Origin of the sequence: uncultured Bacteroides sp. (assembly GCF_937912035.1) — a bacterium.
Taxonomy (GTDB): Bacteria; Bacteroidota; Bacteroidia; order Bacteroidales; family Bacteroidaceae; genus Phocaeicola.
This window is the reverse complement of record NZ_CALDPF010000035.1, coordinates 60,345-77,208: the sequence shown is the minus strand read 5'-3', so window position 1 is coordinate 77,208 and position 16,864 is coordinate 60,345. Positions and strand designations below refer to the sequence as shown.

General features: G+C 41.2%; 17 protein-coding genes. 9 read left to right on the top strand and 8 right to left on the bottom strand.

Going from position 1 to position 16,864, the window contains the following annotated elements; all coding sequences use genetic code 11:
- The first annotated feature begins 28 nt into the window (after positions 1–28).
- The 3 genes from Q0486_RS09620 to Q0486_RS09610 are packed head-to-tail and all read left to right on the top strand — an operon-like array spanning position 29 to position 2,765.
- The gene (locus Q0486_RS09620) at positions 29–1,303 is read left to right on the top strand and encodes a replication-associated recombination protein A (RefSeq protein WP_299232410.1); all 1,275 of its coding nucleotides are present in this window, start codon (positions 29–31) and stop codon (positions 1,301–1,303) included.
- Between the two features lie 33 nt (positions 1,304–1,336).
- Positions 1,337–2,296 (top strand): D-2-hydroxyacid dehydrogenase, encoded by a 960-nt coding sequence (locus Q0486_RS09615; protein WP_299232408.1) that lies wholly within the window; start codon positions 1,337–1,339, stop codon positions 2,294–2,296.
- A 4-nt stretch (positions 2,297–2,300) separates the two neighbouring features.
- Positions 2,301–2,765, top strand: coding sequence for a C-GCAxxG-C-C family protein (locus tag Q0486_RS09610; protein WP_299232406.1), 465 nt, complete (start codon positions 2,301–2,303; stop codon positions 2,763–2,765).
- A 212-nt stretch (positions 2,766–2,977) separates the two neighbouring features.
- Here Q0486_RS09610 and Q0486_RS09605 read toward each other — a convergent pair whose 3' ends face one another.
- The 6 genes from Q0486_RS09605 to Q0486_RS09580 form a co-directional block, all read right to left on the bottom strand.
- Positions 2,978–3,706 carry a LytTR family DNA-binding domain-containing protein gene (locus tag Q0486_RS09605; protein ID WP_299232404.1) on the bottom strand — a complete coding sequence of 243 codons (729 nt, stop codon included), beginning with the start codon at positions 3,704–3,706 and terminating at the stop codon, positions 2,978–2,980.
- Positions 3,707–3,731: 25 nt separating this feature from the next.
- Positions 3,732–4,781 (bottom strand): histidine kinase, encoded by a 1,050-nt coding sequence (locus Q0486_RS09600; RefSeq protein WP_299232403.1) that lies wholly within the window; start codon positions 4,779–4,781, stop codon positions 3,732–3,734.
- 185 nt (positions 4,782–4,966) lie between these two features.
- Positions 4,967–6,187, bottom strand: a complete 1,221-nt coding sequence (locus Q0486_RS09595) for an ABC transporter permease (RefSeq protein WP_299232402.1) — start codon at positions 6,185–6,187, stop codon at positions 4,967–4,969.
- A 25-nt stretch (positions 6,188–6,212) separates the two neighbouring features.
- Complete coding sequence (locus Q0486_RS09590; RefSeq protein WP_204393290.1) at positions 6,213–6,959, bottom strand: ABC transporter ATP-binding protein; 747 nt, start codon at positions 6,957–6,959, stop codon at positions 6,213–6,215.
- A 14-nt stretch (positions 6,960–6,973) separates the two neighbouring features.
- Complete coding sequence (locus tag Q0486_RS09585) at positions 6,974–8,188, bottom strand: efflux RND transporter periplasmic adaptor subunit (protein ID WP_299232401.1); 1,215 nt, start codon at positions 8,186–8,188, stop codon at positions 6,974–6,976.
- A gap of 50 nt (positions 8,189–8,238) precedes the next feature.
- Positions 8,239–9,582, bottom strand: coding sequence for a TolC family protein (locus Q0486_RS09580; RefSeq protein ID WP_299232400.1), 1,344 nt, complete (start codon positions 9,580–9,582; stop codon positions 8,239–8,241).
- 163 nt (positions 9,583–9,745) lie between these two features.
- Between Q0486_RS09580 and Q0486_RS09575 the strand changes: the two genes are divergently transcribed.
- From Q0486_RS09575 to Q0486_RS09565, 3 genes are read left to right on the top strand one after another with little or no spacing between them, the layout of a single operon-like run.
- Positions 9,746–9,967, top strand: coding sequence for a DUF4492 domain-containing protein (locus Q0486_RS09575; RefSeq protein ID WP_235340220.1), 222 nt, complete (start codon positions 9,746–9,748; stop codon positions 9,965–9,967).
- Between the two features lie 32 nt (positions 9,968–9,999).
- The gene (locus tag Q0486_RS09570; RefSeq protein WP_299232396.1) at positions 10,000–11,502 is read left to right on the top strand and encodes a cytochrome ubiquinol oxidase subunit I; all 1,503 of its coding nucleotides are present in this window, start codon (positions 10,000–10,002) and stop codon (positions 11,500–11,502) included.
- Between the two features lie 37 nt (positions 11,503–11,539).
- Positions 11,540–12,691 (top strand): cytochrome d ubiquinol oxidase subunit II, encoded by a 1,152-nt coding sequence (locus Q0486_RS09565; protein WP_299232394.1) that lies wholly within the window; start codon positions 11,540–11,542, stop codon positions 12,689–12,691.
- A gap of 136 nt (positions 12,692–12,827) precedes the next feature.
- On the opposite strand, the gene trxA is transcribed toward Q0486_RS09565, so the two are convergent.
- Positions 12,828–13,187, bottom strand: coding sequence for a thioredoxin (gene trxA / locus Q0486_RS09560; RefSeq protein WP_204401161.1), 360 nt, complete (start codon positions 13,185–13,187; stop codon positions 12,828–12,830).
- Positions 13,188–13,218: 31 nt separating this feature from the next.
- A complete protein-coding gene (locus Q0486_RS09555) occupies positions 13,219–13,458 on the bottom strand; it encodes a hypothetical protein (protein WP_299232393.1) in 240 nt (79 codons plus the stop codon).
- A gap of 99 nt (positions 13,459–13,557) precedes the next feature.
- Between Q0486_RS09555 and Q0486_RS09550 the strand changes: the two genes are divergently transcribed.
- The 3 genes from Q0486_RS09550 to Q0486_RS09540 all read left to right on the top strand — a co-directional run bounded on the left by Q0486_RS09550 (position 13,558) and on the right by Q0486_RS09540 (position 16,824).
- Positions 13,558–14,487: a LysR substrate-binding domain-containing protein gene (locus Q0486_RS09550; RefSeq protein WP_299232391.1), complete on the top strand. Its 930-nt coding sequence runs from the start codon at positions 13,558–13,560 to the stop codon at positions 14,485–14,487.
- Between the two features lie 197 nt (positions 14,488–14,684).
- A complete protein-coding gene (locus Q0486_RS09545) occupies positions 14,685–15,614 on the top strand; it encodes a TIGR01212 family radical SAM protein (RefSeq protein WP_299232389.1) in 930 nt (309 codons plus the stop codon).
- A 19-nt stretch (positions 15,615–15,633) separates the two neighbouring features.
- Positions 15,634–16,824, top strand: a complete 1,191-nt coding sequence (locus Q0486_RS09540) for an FprA family A-type flavoprotein (protein WP_299232387.1) — start codon at positions 15,634–15,636, stop codon at positions 16,822–16,824.
- Positions 16,825–16,864 lie beyond the last annotated feature (40 nt).

Below are 16,864 nucleotides of genomic sequence, written 5' to 3'. Positions count from 1 at the left end.
AGCAATTCATTAATAAAATTATAGTAATATGTCTCAACCATTAGCAGAACGCTTGCGTCCTAGAACTTTGGATGATTATATTGGTCAGAAACATTTGGTTGGTCAGGGAGCTGTTCTTCGGAAGATGATAGACTCCGGGCGCATATCTTCCTTTATATTGTGGGGGCCTCCTGGAGTAGGGAAAACTACATTGGCGCAGATTATAGCCAACAGACTGGAAGTACCATTTTATACACTTAGCGCCGTTACGTCAGGAGTGAAGGATGTTCGTGATGTTATAGAAAGGGCAAGTTCCAATCGTTTTTTCTCACAGCAGAGTCCTATACTTTTCATAGATGAAATTCACCGTTTCAGCAAGTCACAACAGGATTCGTTACTTGGTGCTGTTGAGAAGGGGGTTGTTACACTGATTGGTGCCACCACAGAAAATCCCTCTTTCGAGGTTATACGTCCATTACTTTCGCGATGTCAGCTTTATGTGCTGAAATCATTGGAAAAGGAGGATTTGTTGGAGCTTCTTCACAAAGCTGTAGAGCGTGACAATATTCTGAAGGAGAGAAACGTGGTATTTAAGGAAACCGATGCTATGCTTAGATATTCTGGAGGTGATGCACGAAAACTGCTTAACATTCTGGAACTTGTAGTCGAGGCCGACAGCGATACTCCTGTAGAGATAACCGACGAGAAGGTGGTGGAACGTCTTCAGCAGAATCCTCTGGCATACGACAAGGAAGGCGAGATGCATTACGACATAATATCTGCATTCATCAAGTCTATACGAGGTAGTGATCCTGACGGTGCTCTTTATTGGCTTGCGCGTATGGTAGAAGGAGGAGAGGACCCTGCATTTATAGCCAGAAGACTGGTAATTTCAGCTTCCGAAGATATCGGCTTGGCAAATCCTAATGCTTTGCTTCTGGCTAATGCTGCATTCGATGCTGTTATGAAGATAGGTTGGCCTGAAGGAAGAATTCCTCTTGCCGAAGCTACAGTTTATCTTGCCACAAGTCCGAAGAGTAATTCTGCATACGAGGGTATTAACTCAGCCATAGAACTGGTTCGTCAGACAGGAAACCTTCCGGTGCCGTTGCACTTGAGAAATGCACCAACAAAGCTTATGAAACAGCTTGGTTATGGAAAGGACTACAAATATGCCCATGCCTATAAAGGAAACTTCGTTGAACAGCAGTTCATGCCGGACGAACTGAAGGATACCAGAATATGGCATCCGCAGAATAACCCGTCGGAATCCAAACTCATTGATAGGATGATACAGTTGTGGGGTAATCGTTTTAAAGAATAATATGTAATAAATTTTTATTATGTTATAAGTGATATGAATATAGTAGTGTTGGATGGATTCACTATGAATCCAGGAGATTTATCATGGAGTGAATTAGAAAAACTAGGAACTCTGAAAGTATATGACAGAACATCGCCTGAGCAATTATTGGAGCGTGCAGCCGATGCTGAAGCAGTACTGACAAACAAGACAGTTATCAATGCTTCATCATTACGAAATATGCCAAAACTGAAATATGTGGGAGTTCTTGCTACCGGATATAATGTAGTGGATATTGCTGTGGCTAAGGAGCTTGGCATAGTGGTGACAAATATACCTGCCTACAGTACAGAATCTGTGGCTCAGATGGTATTTGCGCACATTCTTAATATCACTCACTGTGTAGGAAGCTATGCTCAGGAAGCACATGCCGGGGTATGGAGCAGACAGGCGGATTTTTCATACACCAACAGTCCTATTATGGAACTTTACGGAAAACGAATAGGTATAATCGGATTTGGAAATACAGGTTCTGCTACGGCACGTATTGCCAAGGCTTTCGGAATGGAAGTTCTGGTATATACCAGTAAATCTCAGTCTGCATTGCCTGAAGGTATGACTAAAGCATGTTCGATGGACGAGATTTTCAGAACCTCCGATATCGTAAGCCTTCATTGTCCGCTAAATGATAACACTGCGGAGATAGTGAACGCACATAATCTGTCATTGATGAAGGAAACGGCCATACTTATAAATACAGGTCGCGGCGGACTGGTAAACGAGAATGATCTGGCTGAGGCACTGAAGTCACACCGTATAAAGGCTGCGGGTCTTGATGTAATGGTGAACGAACCACCGCGTGAAGACAATCCTTTGTTGGGGTTGGAGAATTGTTTCATCACTCCGCATATAGCCTGGGCAACATACGAGGCACGAGTGAGACTCATGGATTTGGCAGTGAAAAACCTTAAGAGTTTTATTGAAGGAAATGTAATTAATAACGTAGCCCGATAGGAATATGACTAAAGAAGAAAGAATTGAAAAGGCGGTTTCGCTTTTCAAGGAAGGATATAACTGTTCGCAGTCTGTGGTGGCTGCTTTTGCCGATATGTACGGATTTACTACAGAACAGGCACTTAAAATGTCATCTGCATTTGGCGGTGGTATAGGCCGTATGCGTGAAACTTGTGGAGCAGCCTGCGGACTGTTCATGCTGGCAGGTCTTGAAAAAGGAGCTACTGAAGGTTCCGATCGTGAAGGTAAGGCTGCCACATACGCCCTGGTTCAGGAGCTTGCTGCAAAGTTCAGGGAAGAGACCGGATCATTGCGTTGCTCTGATTTATTGGGGTTGTCAAAAAAAGAACCTATAGTTTCTACTCCTGAAGCCCGTACCAGCGCATATTATGCCAAGCGTCCGTGTGCAAAGATGGTAGAAACTGCAGCACGTATATGGGCTGATTATATTTATGGAGTCAAAGAGTGATTTATAAAAAAGATACTCTTACCAATCGCTATTGATAAGAGTATCACAACACAAAAACTAAACTAGACTTAACTAAACTATTTAAATGAGAAGTTTCACAACTTCTGTTCTTTATTCACTTGCAAATGTATGTTTTTTATTAACAAAAACAAAAAAAATAATAGCTTTTTTCCTTAACTATAAATGAAAAAGTTGGGAATGAAACTTATTTATTAAATAATATGTTTATTAACATAATCCTGCAACATTGTTTTGTATGTTTCGGATATTGGAATGTATTCTTTGCCGAAAACAATCCGTCCTTTATCTATAATTTTGATTTTGGATTTTTGTACAATAAATGAACGGTGAATGCGTAAAAAGCGCTCGGAAGGTAGTCTCTCTTCCAATGCTTTCATACTTATAAGTGATAATATTGGACGTGTGTTATCTTCTGTATATATTTTCACGTAATCTTTAAGACCTTCAATATACAATATCTTGTCCAGCTCTATTTGTATTAATTTATAATCACTTTTTACGTATATATATTCAGGATTTTCTGGTTGAAAACTTGATTTTTCGCTTTCGGCTTTTAGTTTCAAATTAAACCATTCCATTGCCTTGTTTACAGCTTCACTGAAATCGGCATAACTGATTGGTTTCAGGAGATAGTCAAGTGCATTTGCTCTATATCCATCAATTGCATACTGTTCGAAAGCTGTAGTGAATACTATCCTTGTTCTTTCGGGAACCATTTTTGAAAATTCCAGTCCGTTGAGGTCTGGCATTTGTATATCGAGGAACAAAAGATCTACCGGATTGTTGGGTAGTTCGTTCATTGCTTGTACTGCACTTGAATAACTCCCACATAGTTCAAGAGACGGCGTTTTCTTTACATACCCTGCTATTAATCCTAAAGCTAGAGGCTCGTCGTCTATTATTGCGCACCTTATAGTCATAATTATATAGTGTGATAAATTTAGATTATATTTTTAATTTGATGCATGAATTGTAAACCTTATCATTATCGCTAAGCCAGCATTTCCATTCGTGCTTGTCTGGATATAACAGCTCAAGTCTTTTGCTAACTTGTTCCAATCCTATACCAGATCCGCTCTTGTCGGTAGTTGATTTAGGGTGGTTACTGTTCTGTATTGTACAGATAATATACTCTTCATTCTCTTCTATAGTTATTTTTATGAAACTTTGTTCGGTAGGTGAAATTCCATGTTTGAACGCATTTTCTATAAGAGAAATGAAGATTAGTGGAGCAACCGGAGTCTGGCTGTTGTCCTTTATCTTGAAATTGGTTTCTATGTTTACATCTTCCGAAACACGAATCCTCATCAGCGCTATATAGTTTCTGATGAAGTCTGTTTCTTTTTTCAGAGGAACGTACATTGACTGATTGTCATAGAGCACATATCTTAATAACCTGCTGAGTTCCTGTATTGCCTGTTGGGCTTTGTCAGTATCTATCGCTACCAGTGCGTAAATATTGTTCAGAGTATTAAGCAGAAAATGAGGATTAAGCTGGTTTCTCAGATTTTTAAGTTCAGCTTCTGTCATGCTTTTCACAGCCTCACGCCTTGCCAGTTCGGTTTCGTTCCATTTTATACTTAGTCTTATGGCCACACTTAGTCCTGCAGAAAAGATCATGCTGGCTATATCTCTAATCATGAAAACAATCTGTGAAGGCGGGTTGTGTCTGAATATATCAGGTGGAGGGCCAGGAACATGCATGTCGTTCCACCACCTGATAGCAAGCGATAGCAATATAGTCAAGACTGCATTGACAGCCAGAAACTTTTTCTTATGTTCGTTAAAAAGAAGTTTCGGGATTAACAGAAAATAATTTATATAGAATATAGCAAATAGTGATGCCGGAACAATGATGAACCGCATAAAAGCTTTCCAGTCTATGCTTCCGTTATCACCTTGCGTCATTATTATCGGAAAACCGAAAAACAATATCCAGCAGAATGCGTGTATTGATATTTCCAACAATCTGTTGTTGCGGTTTGTGTGTGTCATAGGTTTTTATGATTTATATTGTGTACTTACAAATATAATAGAATGTTATAAGTCTTGCAAACTTTCTATAATCTAAAGCAGTACTGGGGTACTTCTCTCGAAGTACCGTCAGCACTGCTGAAAAGGAAACCAAAGTTATGAAGAACAAAGAAGTTCCTGATTTATAGAATGAAGTTGTTTTTAAGTTATTCGTACCTCAAAGCTTCTATAGGATCAAGACAAGCGGCTTTTTTAGCCGGATACCAACCGAAGAATACTCCGGTGAATGTACATACAGCAAATGACAGTAGAACACTCCAAGGTTGAACGAACACTGGCCAGTTGGCTACTGTTTTTATTATGTACGATGCGCCACATCCCAGTATGACACCAATAAGTCCTCCGGTGATACTTATCAATACCGATTCTATAAGGAACTGCGATAGGATGTCAATTCCTCTTGCCCCTACAGACATTCTCAGACCTATTTCTCTGGTACGTTCGGTTACTGATACATACATGATGTTCATAATACCGATTCCTCCCACAACAAGAGATATTCCTGCAATGCAGGCTAGAAGAGTAGTCATCAGGTCTGTAGTAGTATTAAGCATGGAACTCAACTCCTGTTGTGTCCTGATAGTGAAGTCATCGTCATCTGTTTCTTTCAGTTTATGTTCGCGGCGTAAAATATTTGTTATTTCGTCTACAGCTTCTTCTGTCATGTCTTCGGTCAGTGCTGATGCGAAAACTCCGCTCAGATATGTCTGTGCCAAAAGACGTTTCATTACGGTAGAGTAGGGTGCCAGTACAACATCATCCTGATCCATACCCATTGAGTTATAGCCTTTTGATTCAAGTATACCTATAACTCTGAGTGGAACTTGATTGCATCGAATGACTTTACCTATCGGGTCAACACCATCAGGAAATAGATTTTCAACAATAGTAGAACCAATTACGCAAACTTTTGCTGCTGTACGGATGTCTTCTTCAGTAAACATCTCGCCTTGTTCTATTTTAAGCTGTCTGATGTTGAGGTAACCTATACTTACACCGCTTACAGACGAAGGGTAGTTGTTAGCTCCTGATATAAGCTGTCCGCTGGCAGATACGTTTGGACTTATATCCGAAATATACACACATTCATCTCTCAATGTCTCGTAATTTTCAAGTTTAAGAGTCTGCATAGAGGAAGGGTCCTGTCTTACTCCTCCTCGCATTTCACCACCCGGATGGATCATAATCATGTTAGAACCCATCTCCGAGATTTGTTTTTGAATGCTTCGTTTTGAACCTTGTCCTATTGCCAGCATGGCTATCACTGACGCTACACCTATTATGATACCAAGCATCGTAAGGAAAGCCCTAAGCTTGTTGTTGGACAGTGCTCTGATAGCTATTTTAAAAAGATTTGTTCCGTTCATTGTAAAAATGTTTTATTGTTCCGCATCAGTCCTCATCATTCTTTGGCAGGGCGGCAAGTGCCTCTGCAGCTGAGAGGATGTTGTTATTTACGGTATCTTCAATCACATGTCCGTCGCGCAGGCGAATGTTACGGCTACTGTACATTGCCAGTTCAGGATTGTGGGTAACGAATATTATAGTTCTTCCTTCAGCATGCAGTTTTTGGAAGAGTACAAGTATCTCAAATGACGTACGTGTGTCAAGGTTACCGGTAGCTTCGTCCGCTAGAATTACTGCGGGGTTGTTTACCAGTGCTCTGGCTATTGCTACACGTTGCATCTGTCCTCCGGACATCTGGTTCGACTTGTGTTCCAGTCTGTCACCCAGTCCCACGGCTATCAGAGCTTCTATGGCTCTTCTGCGTCTTTCTGCTGCCGAAACTGAAGGATTATACATCAGTGGCAATTCTACATTTTCTACTGCAGTGGTTTTAGGCAGAAGATTGTAGTTCTGGAATACAAAACCGATTTTTCTGTTTCTCAGTATAGCTCTCTGAGGTTTGCTCATGGTTCTCACAGACACTCCGTCCAGAAGATATTCGCCACTTGTAGGTGTGTCCAGACATCCAAGTGTATTTAACAGTGTGGATTTACCCGATCCTGATGTACCCATTATAGTGACAAATTCGCCCTCTTTTATGCTGAACGATACTCCTCTGAGCGCATGCACCGTTTCGTCTCCCACACGGAAGTTTCGTTTTATATTCTGTAATTCGATTACTGTTTTGCTCATGGTGCTTAGTCCTATTACTTCGATTGTTTTTTCTTGTTTCTGTCAGGAGGTCCAGGCATGAATGGATTCTGTTCACCGCCTGCCTCTATCATTTCCGGCATTTCACCTTTTACTATTGTTTCTGTTATAACTTCAGTACCTTCACTGATGCCGGAAACTATTTCAGTATTTGATCCGTCGCTCATACCAGTCTTGACAGGGTGTGCAGTCAGTGATGTAGCATCCATAGTCCATACTTTCTTCGGAGAGTTACAGTCATTTATTGTCTTTCCACCTGCCAGTTTCTTATCCGGTGTAAATCGGAGAGCCTTATTCGGAACTACAAGAACATTCTCGCGTGTATCAGTGAAGATTGTCACGTTTGCTGTCAGTCTTGGTTTAAGTTTCAGATCAGGGTTGTCTGCTGTGATTACAACCTCGTATGTCACAACGGTTTCCGATGTAGTACTGGTAGATGAGCTTGTACTGTTTGTACTTCCCAGACGAATCTGTTTTACTCTTCCTTCGAACACGTCATTCGGATAGGCATCTACTGTAAATGTAACTCTTGCACTGTCCTTTACTCCTGCTATATCAGCTTCATCTACGTCTGCCACTACCTGCATTTTTGTAAGGTCGGCTGCGATTGTGAAAAGAGTCGGAGTTTCGAAACCTGAAGCCACAGTTTGTCCGGCTTCCACTTCTCGGCTTGTCACAACACCGTCGATAGGTGATGTAATTGTGGTGTACGACAGGTTTCTCTGAGCTTTTGCCAGTGCTGCCTTACTCTGGTCGTATGTACTTTTCGCACGGCGGTAGTTATATTCGTATTGTTCGAATTCAGTGTCGCTGATAAGTTGTTTATCGTGCAGAGTCTTATTCCTTTCGTAAAGTTTTTCCTGATAATTATATTCTGCTTCTGCACCGTCGTATGTAGCTTGCGCTGACTGAAGGTCGCTTATAAGTGTCACACGGTCCATTTCTGCTATTACTTCACCTGCTTTAACTACAGAATTATAATCAACATAAATCTTGTCTATGATACCTGATACCTGAGTACCTACTTCTACTTCTGTGACAGGTTCTATAGTACCTGTAGCTGTAATTGAATTACTGATAGTGCCCTTATTTACAGCTGATGTGGCGAAACTTATTGTCTGGTTTGATTTTTTTCCACCGAATATCCACAGTCCTGCTCCAGCGAGAACTATTATAACAGCTGCGCTGATGAAAACTTTCTTCTTTTTCATATTTAGTTGTTTTTCCGTTTGTTCCTTATAATATAGTTGTTTTCCTTTTATTAAAGTTTAATTTCATTTCCCGCATAGAAATCAAGTAATGCCCTATCGAGAATAGCCATATATTTGGCTTGTACACGCTGTTGTTGTGCGCTTAATAGATTGTTTTTTTCTGTGAGAAGTTCCACTGTGTTCTTTATACCTAGGTTGAACTGTTCGTTCACCATATCGAAGCTGGTCTGGCAACTTTCCAGTTTGCTGTTAGCCGCCTCATACTGTTGCTGTGCGTTCAGAGCGTCCAGCCAGAGAGTTTCTATGGTGGAGTATAGCTCCTTTTGTTTGTTTATCAGATCCAGTTGTGATGAACTGTAAGTAATCTGTGCTTTCTGTACGGCACTTTTGGTTTGTCTGTTGTTGAAGATAGGGATGCTTAGGTTTATACCTATCATATTGTTCCATCCATATTTCATCTGTTCAGCCCAGTTGTTTGTGCTGGCATTGTTTGTCATACTCGATGTTGAGGCTGTGAGGCTGATTGTAGGCAGATACCCTGATTTAGCGGTCTTTATACCCAGTTTTGCATTGTCTATGCTTAACTTACTGCTTTGGATTTCCGGTCTTGAAGTCAGGGCAGTGTTGTAAACATCTATCTGGTTGGGCAGAGCAGCCATTACGTCTTCATCGTTCAGTTCAGGAAGGTCAAGAATCATTTCCGTAGTACCATCCAGTTCTAGTAATTGTTTAAGTTGAAGTTTATAGTTTCTCAGAGAACTTTCTGCTGTCACTAATTGATATTTGTCATTACTAGCTTGGGCCTCAAGTTGCGCCACATCTGATTTTGACAGGCTCCCTTCTTTGAAAAGCTCTACTGCGCGTTTGTATGTAGCTTCACTCACTTCAAGTGTATTTTTGTTTATAGTTACCGATTCGTTTGCATATAGAATCTGTACGAAGAGTTTTGTAATTTCTTCTTGCAACATATTTTCTGTTTCTGCAACAGACAGTCCTGCTATTTCTTTGTTAGTCTTCTGTTGCTTGATGTTGTTTAGTCGCTGTCCGCCGTTCCACAAAGTCCATTGTGCACTCAGGTTGTAACTTCCGTTGTAAGTGGTATTGCTGTTACTGGTAATAATTTCTGTACCGCTTACTGTTGCGCTGTTTTCCTGATACGGACGATTTACTAAATTATGACCCGTAGAGAAAGACAGGCTTGGAAACAGTGATGCCTTTGCAGTTTTCACATCCACATCAGCTTCTTCCAGCGAAAGTTTGTTTTGCTGCAGCTGTATGTTTTTCTCCAGAGCATAGTCAATGCAGTCTTGCAGGCTCCAGGTTTTGTTATCCTGAGCATATAGTCCTGTGCTTGAACTTAGGACTGCGATAATGAATAGATCCCGTTGTTTCATTTTTTTACTGTTATCTTTAGTTCTTTTCTGAGGCAAAATTATTCCTTATATAATATAGAGGCAAAAAAGATAGATTTGGCAAAGAAATATGTGGACCAAACCTTGATTTTTCACGATAAATCATTTACTTTGTAATCATTATAAAAATATATGCTTATTAATTATGAATATAATAGGAATTTATAGATTTTATGCAGACGGTTTCAGGTCTATGACTACAGGGCGAGTGCTTTGGTTCATAATACTGGTGAAACTGTTTGTGATGTTCTTTATAATCAAACTGTTCTTTTTCCCTTCTTTTCTGAAAGACAAGACTGCGGAGGAAAAACAGGATTATGTAGGCAATGAACTGATTATGCGGGCATCTGACTCTTATGCGAAATAATTGATCAAACTAACTTAATAAAACTTTATTTTATGATTGAAGCTATTGACACTTCTTTGATTGACTGGTCTAGGGCGCAGTTTGCCCTGACGGCCATGTATCACTGGCTGTTTGTTCCTCTCACACTCGGTCTGGCCGTGATAATGGGAACAATGGAAACTGTTTATTATCGTACTGGCAATGAGTTCTGGAAACGTACAGCCAAGTTCTGGATGAAACTTTTCGGAATAAACTTTGCCGTCGGTGTTGCCACCGGACTTATTCTTGAGTTCCAGTTCGGAACCAACTGGAGTAATTATTCATGGTTTGTGGGCGACATATTCGGTGCCCCGTTGGCAATTGAGGGAATACTGGCTTTCTTTATGGAGGCTACATTCATAGCCGTTATGTTCTTCGGATGGGAGAAGGTGAGCCGCCGTTTCCACCTTGCATCTACATGGCTCACCGGACTTGGAGCTACGATTTCGGCATGGTGGATATTGGTTGCCAATTCGTGGATGCAATATCCTGTAGGAATGGAGTTCAATCCGGATACCATGCGTAATGAGATGGTAGATTTTATGTCCGTAGCATTCTCGCCTGTAGCAGTAGTAAAGTTCTTCCATACAGTTATAAGCAGTTGGATTTTAGGAGCTGTTTTTGTTGTGGGAGTAAGCTGCTGGTATCTTATAAAGAAACGTGAAAAAGAATTTGCCAAGGCAAGCATAAAGGTAGCTTCTGCCGTAGGTCTGTTTGCTTCTATCGTTACTGCAGCAACAGGTGACCAGTCGGCATATCAGGTGGCTCAGGTGCAGCCTATGAAACTTGCGTCAATGGAAGCCCTTTATGACGGAAGTGCACATGCTCCTCTTACAGTTGTAGGTCCAGTAGAGATACCTGAGATGCTTTCCGTCCTTGCCACACACAGTACAGACGGTTTTGTTCCCGGTATAAACGATATAATGAAAGGCGGATACCAGCTTGCCGACGGAACAAAAGCGCTTTCTGTAGATGAAAAGGTGGAACGTGGAAAGATTGCAATCAAGGCTTTGGCCGACTACAGACAGGCTAAAAAAGATGGCAACTCGGCTGAGATGGAAACATCGCTTAGTCTGCTTAACGAGAATATGCCATATTTCGGTTACGGATATATCAAGGATACATCTACGCTTGTGCCAGACGTAAATCTTATGTTCTGGTCATTCCGTGTGATGGTAGGTCTGGGAATGTATTTCATTGTTCTGTTTGCTGTCCTTCTGTTCCTCACATGGAAGAAAACCTGCAATGTAGATTATCACAACTGGCTGCTTTGGCTGGGAGTATGGAGTATTCCTCTGGCATATATTGCCAGTCAGGCAGGATGGATAGTTGCTGAAGTGGGACGTCAGCCATGGACTATTCAGGATATGCTTCCTGTCGATGCGGCAATATCAAAACTCGAGACCGGTTCTGTACAGACCACATTCTTCATATTCCTCATCATGTTCACCGTTCTTTTGATAGCAGAGATAGGAATAATGCTCAAGGCTATCAAACACGGTCCAGAGGAGAAATAACACTATATTGTTTTGATAAATATTATTTACATTTAATATGGAATCTACATATATATTCTTGCAGCACTATTGGTGGTTCATCGTGTCACTGCTGGGTGCAATATTGGTGTTCCTGCTGTTCGTGCAGGGAGGAAATTCTTTGATTTACCGTATAGGGCAGACCGAAGAAGAGAGAAAGATGCTTGTAAACTCTACAGGCAGAAAGTGGGAGTTCACGTTTACTACACTTGTAACCTTCGGAGGAGCATTCTTCGCATCATTCCCATTATTCTATAGTACAAGTTTCGGCGGAGCATACTGGCTTTGGATGATAATACTTTTCACTTTCGTGCTTCAGGCAGTATCGTATGAGTTTCAGTCCAAGTTGGGCAATCTGCTTGGACAGCGTACATACAGATACTTCCTTATGCTGAACGGTGTGATGGGACCTCTGCTTCTCGGTATGGCTGTGTCAACATTCTTCTATGGTTCAAACTTCGAAGTAACAAAGGATAATCTTACCGAACTTGGTATGCCTGTCATCAGCACATGGTCAAACGGATGGCATGGGCTTGATGCTTTTGCCGAACCATGGAACCTGGTACTAGGTATGGCTGTGTTCTTCCTGGCGAGACTTCTTGGAGGAATGTATTTCATCAATAATATAGATAATGAACCGATAAATACCCGTTGCCGCCGACAGTTGATTTCCGATGCGGTACCTTTCCTTATGTTCTTTCTGGCATACGTGATACGCACATTGCTGAAAGACGGATTTGCTGTAAATCCGGAAACCCAGACGATAGTGATGGAACCTTATAAGTATTTCAACAATTTCGTTGATATGCCATATTTTCTTGTATTGTTCCTAGCAGGTGTAGTATGCGTGTTGTACGGTCTTGGTAAGAGCATCTTGGTTTCAACATATAAGAAAGGTATATGGTTTTCAGGTATAGGAACAGTATTGACAGTCCTTTCTTTGTTGCTTGTTGCAGGGTATAACAATACGGCATATTATCCGTCGTTGACTGATTTGCAGAGTTCGCTCACGATATCAAACAGCTGCTCCAGCCTGTTCACTCTCAAGACCATGGCATATGTGTCAATTCTAGTTCCGTTTGTTTTGGCTTATATAATTTATGCATGGCGTGCTATAGACCGCAAATCTATTACTGCGGATGAGATAAAGAATGATGACCATGCATATTGATGCTTGATTCAGATAAATATATAACAGAATGTGCCGGACAACAGCTTTTCCTTTTAGCTGCTTCCGGCACATTTGTTGTTTTAGATATATCACATTTCGTTTTGGTAAATCACATTTCGTTTTGTGTTAAAATGTCTTATCCGAGAAGAACCTTCTGTATAGCATCCTTCAATGCAGGTTTAGGCATAGCTCCCTGAGCCATCTGTGGAGCACCGGTCATAGGTACGAAGAGCAGTGTAGGTACGCTGCGTATAGCAAACAGTCCTGCCAGTTCCTCTTCCTGGTCAACATCTATCTTGTATATGTCAATCTTTCCGTCATATTCCTCTGCAAGTTCGTCCAGCACTGGAGCCAGCATCTTGCAAGGTCCACACCATGTGGCATAGAAGTCTATCAGAGCAGGGCGCTCACCCAGAAACTTCCATTCGTTAGGGTTAGCTTCATAGTTGGCTACTTTATTCAGGAATTCTTCTTTGGTCAAATGTTTTGCTTTCATAATCAATCATTATTTATATGTTTATACTTTATTATTTATTAGGATCGTATGTCTTTACCATATCCTTATATATAGGTTTTGTCTTTTGTCTTGTTCCGCATCCGCCTGCCGAACAGCAGCACGACCGGTTTATGACGGCCATGAATGCCAGCAGTAATCCAAGAGTTGTGAGAAATTGGTCACCGGAGTAAATACCGTATATCGCGAATCCTGCTCCGGACAGAAGTCTTATCAATCGGAATATGTCCCAGTTTCTTAATAATTCGTTCATGGTAGTAATTGTTTATTGTTTCTGATGCAAAAGTACTCCACTTCCGCTACACCGACAACAGATTATTTCTATCTTTGTATAGACAAAATCTATTGAACCATGAACTTACAACAGATGGAATATATTGTGGCACTCAACAAGTACCGTCATTTCGTACTTGCTGCCGAGGCATGCGGTGTGACCCAGCCCACACTGAGCGCGATGATTCAGAAACTTGAAGAAGAACTCGATGTAAAAATCTTCAGCCGCGACAGAAAGAATGTTGTCCCCACAGCCATAGGACAAAAGATAATACGTCAGGCACAAATAGCCTTGAACGAATCGAAGAGGATAAAGGAACTTGTATCTGACGAAACTGGTACCATGGCTGGTAGTCTGAGAATAGGAATACTTCCTACAATAGCCCCGTATCTGGTACCTGACTTCATTCACCATTTCCGTGATGCGCATCCCGATGTGGATCTTTCTATCGACGAGAAAGAAAATACCTCCCTTGTGCGTGAACTTCGTTTCGGCAATATCGACATAGCTATCTCTACACTGCCGGAGGATAGGGAAGGGATACTCGAAATACCTGTCTATATAGAAAAGTTTGTGGCGTACTTCTCTTCGGAGTGCAGCCAGGCACAGAAGATAATAGCAAGTGGAAGCCTTCCTGCCGAACAGATGTGGATACTGAAGGAAGGACATTGCGTGCCGAACGGTTCGATGAACTTCTGCAAGAACAAGGATATAGGAAACCATATCTATGAGGCCGGCAGTATAGAAACCCTAGTAAGGATAGTCGACCGCAACGGCGGTTATACCATTATTCCCGAACTTCACATTCCTTTTTTGTCTGATATCCAGAAAGATAATGTTGTACATTTGAATGTCAATCCTCCTGCTCAAAGGTGTGTTTCTATACTTATAAAAGATGATTTTATAAGGGAACGTGCCGTAAATGCTGTATTGGAAACTATGAAATCAATAATTCCTGACTATATGATGGAGGAAAGATTAAAGAAACATAAGATAAAACTTCGGTAAATATTTTGCGTAACACACTCGTGTCACGCTTGTAACACGTCTGTGTTACGCTCGTTATACGTTCGTGTTTCACGCGTTACACGTTCGTGTTACGGTAATTATGTCAAGATATCTTACAATCAGATTGATAAATCTGTTTTTTCATTTATTGTCGTTTCGGCAGAAAAATATTATCTTTGCTGCGTATTTTTAGTCAGATGGATAATAAAATAAGATATAATGATTTTGGATGTTTTCTGGCAAAACACTTTCCGTTTAAAGTTCAGAAAATTTCAGTCAACGCAGGCTTTACATGTCCTAACCGTGACGGTAGCAAGGGATATGGGGGATGTACTTATTGTAACAACCAGACATTTAATCCGGAGTATTGCCGGACTGAGAAGTCTGTGAGACAGCAACTTGAAGAGGGAAAGGAGTTTTTCTCAAGAAAGTATCCCGAAATGAAATATCTTGCTTATTTCCAGGCTTATACTAATACATACGCTGAGTTGGAAAAACTCAAGACGATGTATGAGGAAGCACTTTCTGTAGATGGAGTAGTGGGGCTGGTTATAGGTACACGTCCGGACTGTATGCCGGATTCTCTATTGGATTATCTGGAAGAGATAAACGGCAGGACTTTTCTTTTGGTTGAGTATGGCATAGAAAGCACTAATGATGTCACGCTGAAACGTATCAATCGCGGACATGATTTTGCATGTACTGCTGATGCTGTTAGGCGTACCGTTTCAAGAGGTATAATGACAGGAGGACACGTTATATTGGGACTCCCCGGCGAGGACAAAGATATGATTATACGTCAGGCTGAAGATATATCGTCATTGCCGCTCACTACGCTGAAGATGCATCAGTTGCAGCTGATAAAGGGAACAAGAATGGCGCACGAGTACGATAAATGTTCTGAAGATTTTCATCTATATACTGCCGACGAGTATATCGATCTTGTTTTGGATTATATAGAGCATTTGCGTCCCGACCTGGTATTGGAAAGGTTTATATCGCAGTCGCCGCGCGATTTGCTTATTGCTCCTGATTGGGGATTGAAGAACCATGAATTCACTGCGAAGCTGAAGAAGAGGATGATTGAGAGGGATTCGTATCAAGGAAAAAAATTAGTCAACATATAAATAACAAATTCATAATAAAATGGAAATTAAAGGTAAAGTACATTACGTAGGTGTGAACGACCGCACCAAAGCATTGTTCGAAAATCTTTGGCCGTTGCCATACGGCGTGTCATACAACTCTTATCTGATAGCAGATGATGAGATGGTGGCATTGGTGGATACAGTTGATGTTGCATTCTTCGAAGTATATCTGAAGAAAATACGCAGCATTATTGGCGACCGTAAAATCAATTATCTTATTATAAACCACATGGAACCTGACCACTCAGGCTCTATCGCTCTTATCAAACAGTATTATCCTGAAATCGTTCTTGTAGGAAACAAGAAGACTTTCGAAATGGTGGAAGGATATTATGGTGTTACTGGCGACCGCTATGTAGTTAATGACGGCGATTTCCTGAAACTTGGTTATCATAACCTCCGTTTCTATCTGGTTCCTATGGTTCACTGGCCTGAAACAATGGTTACATACGATGAAACAGACGGAATTCTGTTTGCTGGCGATGCTTTCGGATGTTTCGGAGCTTTGAACGGTGGATGTATCGACAAGAATATCAATACAGATATCTATTGGAACGAAATGCGCCGTTACTATGCCAACATCGTTGGTAAGTTCGGAAATCCTGTGCAGAAGGCTTTGCAGAAACTTGGCGGACTGAAAATTAACACTATCTGTTCTACTCACGGACCTGTTTGGGAAGAAAAGATTCCTCAGGTTATCGATATGTACGACAAGATGAGCCGCTACGAAGCTGAAGAAGGTGTTGTGATAGCATACGGAACTATGTACGGCAACACAGAAGAACTGGCTGAAACAATAGCTGAAGAACTGAGCCGTCAGGGTATCAAGAATATCATTATGCACAATGTTTCTCACACTCATCATTCATATATCCTGGCTGACGTGTTCAAGTACAAAGGTCTTATCGTGGGATGTACTACATACAATATGAACCTTTACCCTGAAATGGAATCGCTGTTGAGTAAGATTGCTGCCCGCGAAGTGAAGAACCGTGTGATGGGTTACTTCGGCTCATATACTTGGGCAAGTGCTGCAGTGAAGAAGATTGGTGAATACACTGAAAAGCTGAAGTTCGAGGTTGTAGGCAACCCTGTAGAAATGAAGCAGGCTATGAAGCAGGACAACTATGCTCAGGCAAAAGAACTTGCAAAGGCTATGGCTGACCGTCTGAAAGCTGACAGAAAGTAATCTTTATTTAAAACATATATATGAGTCCGCTTAAAAGCCT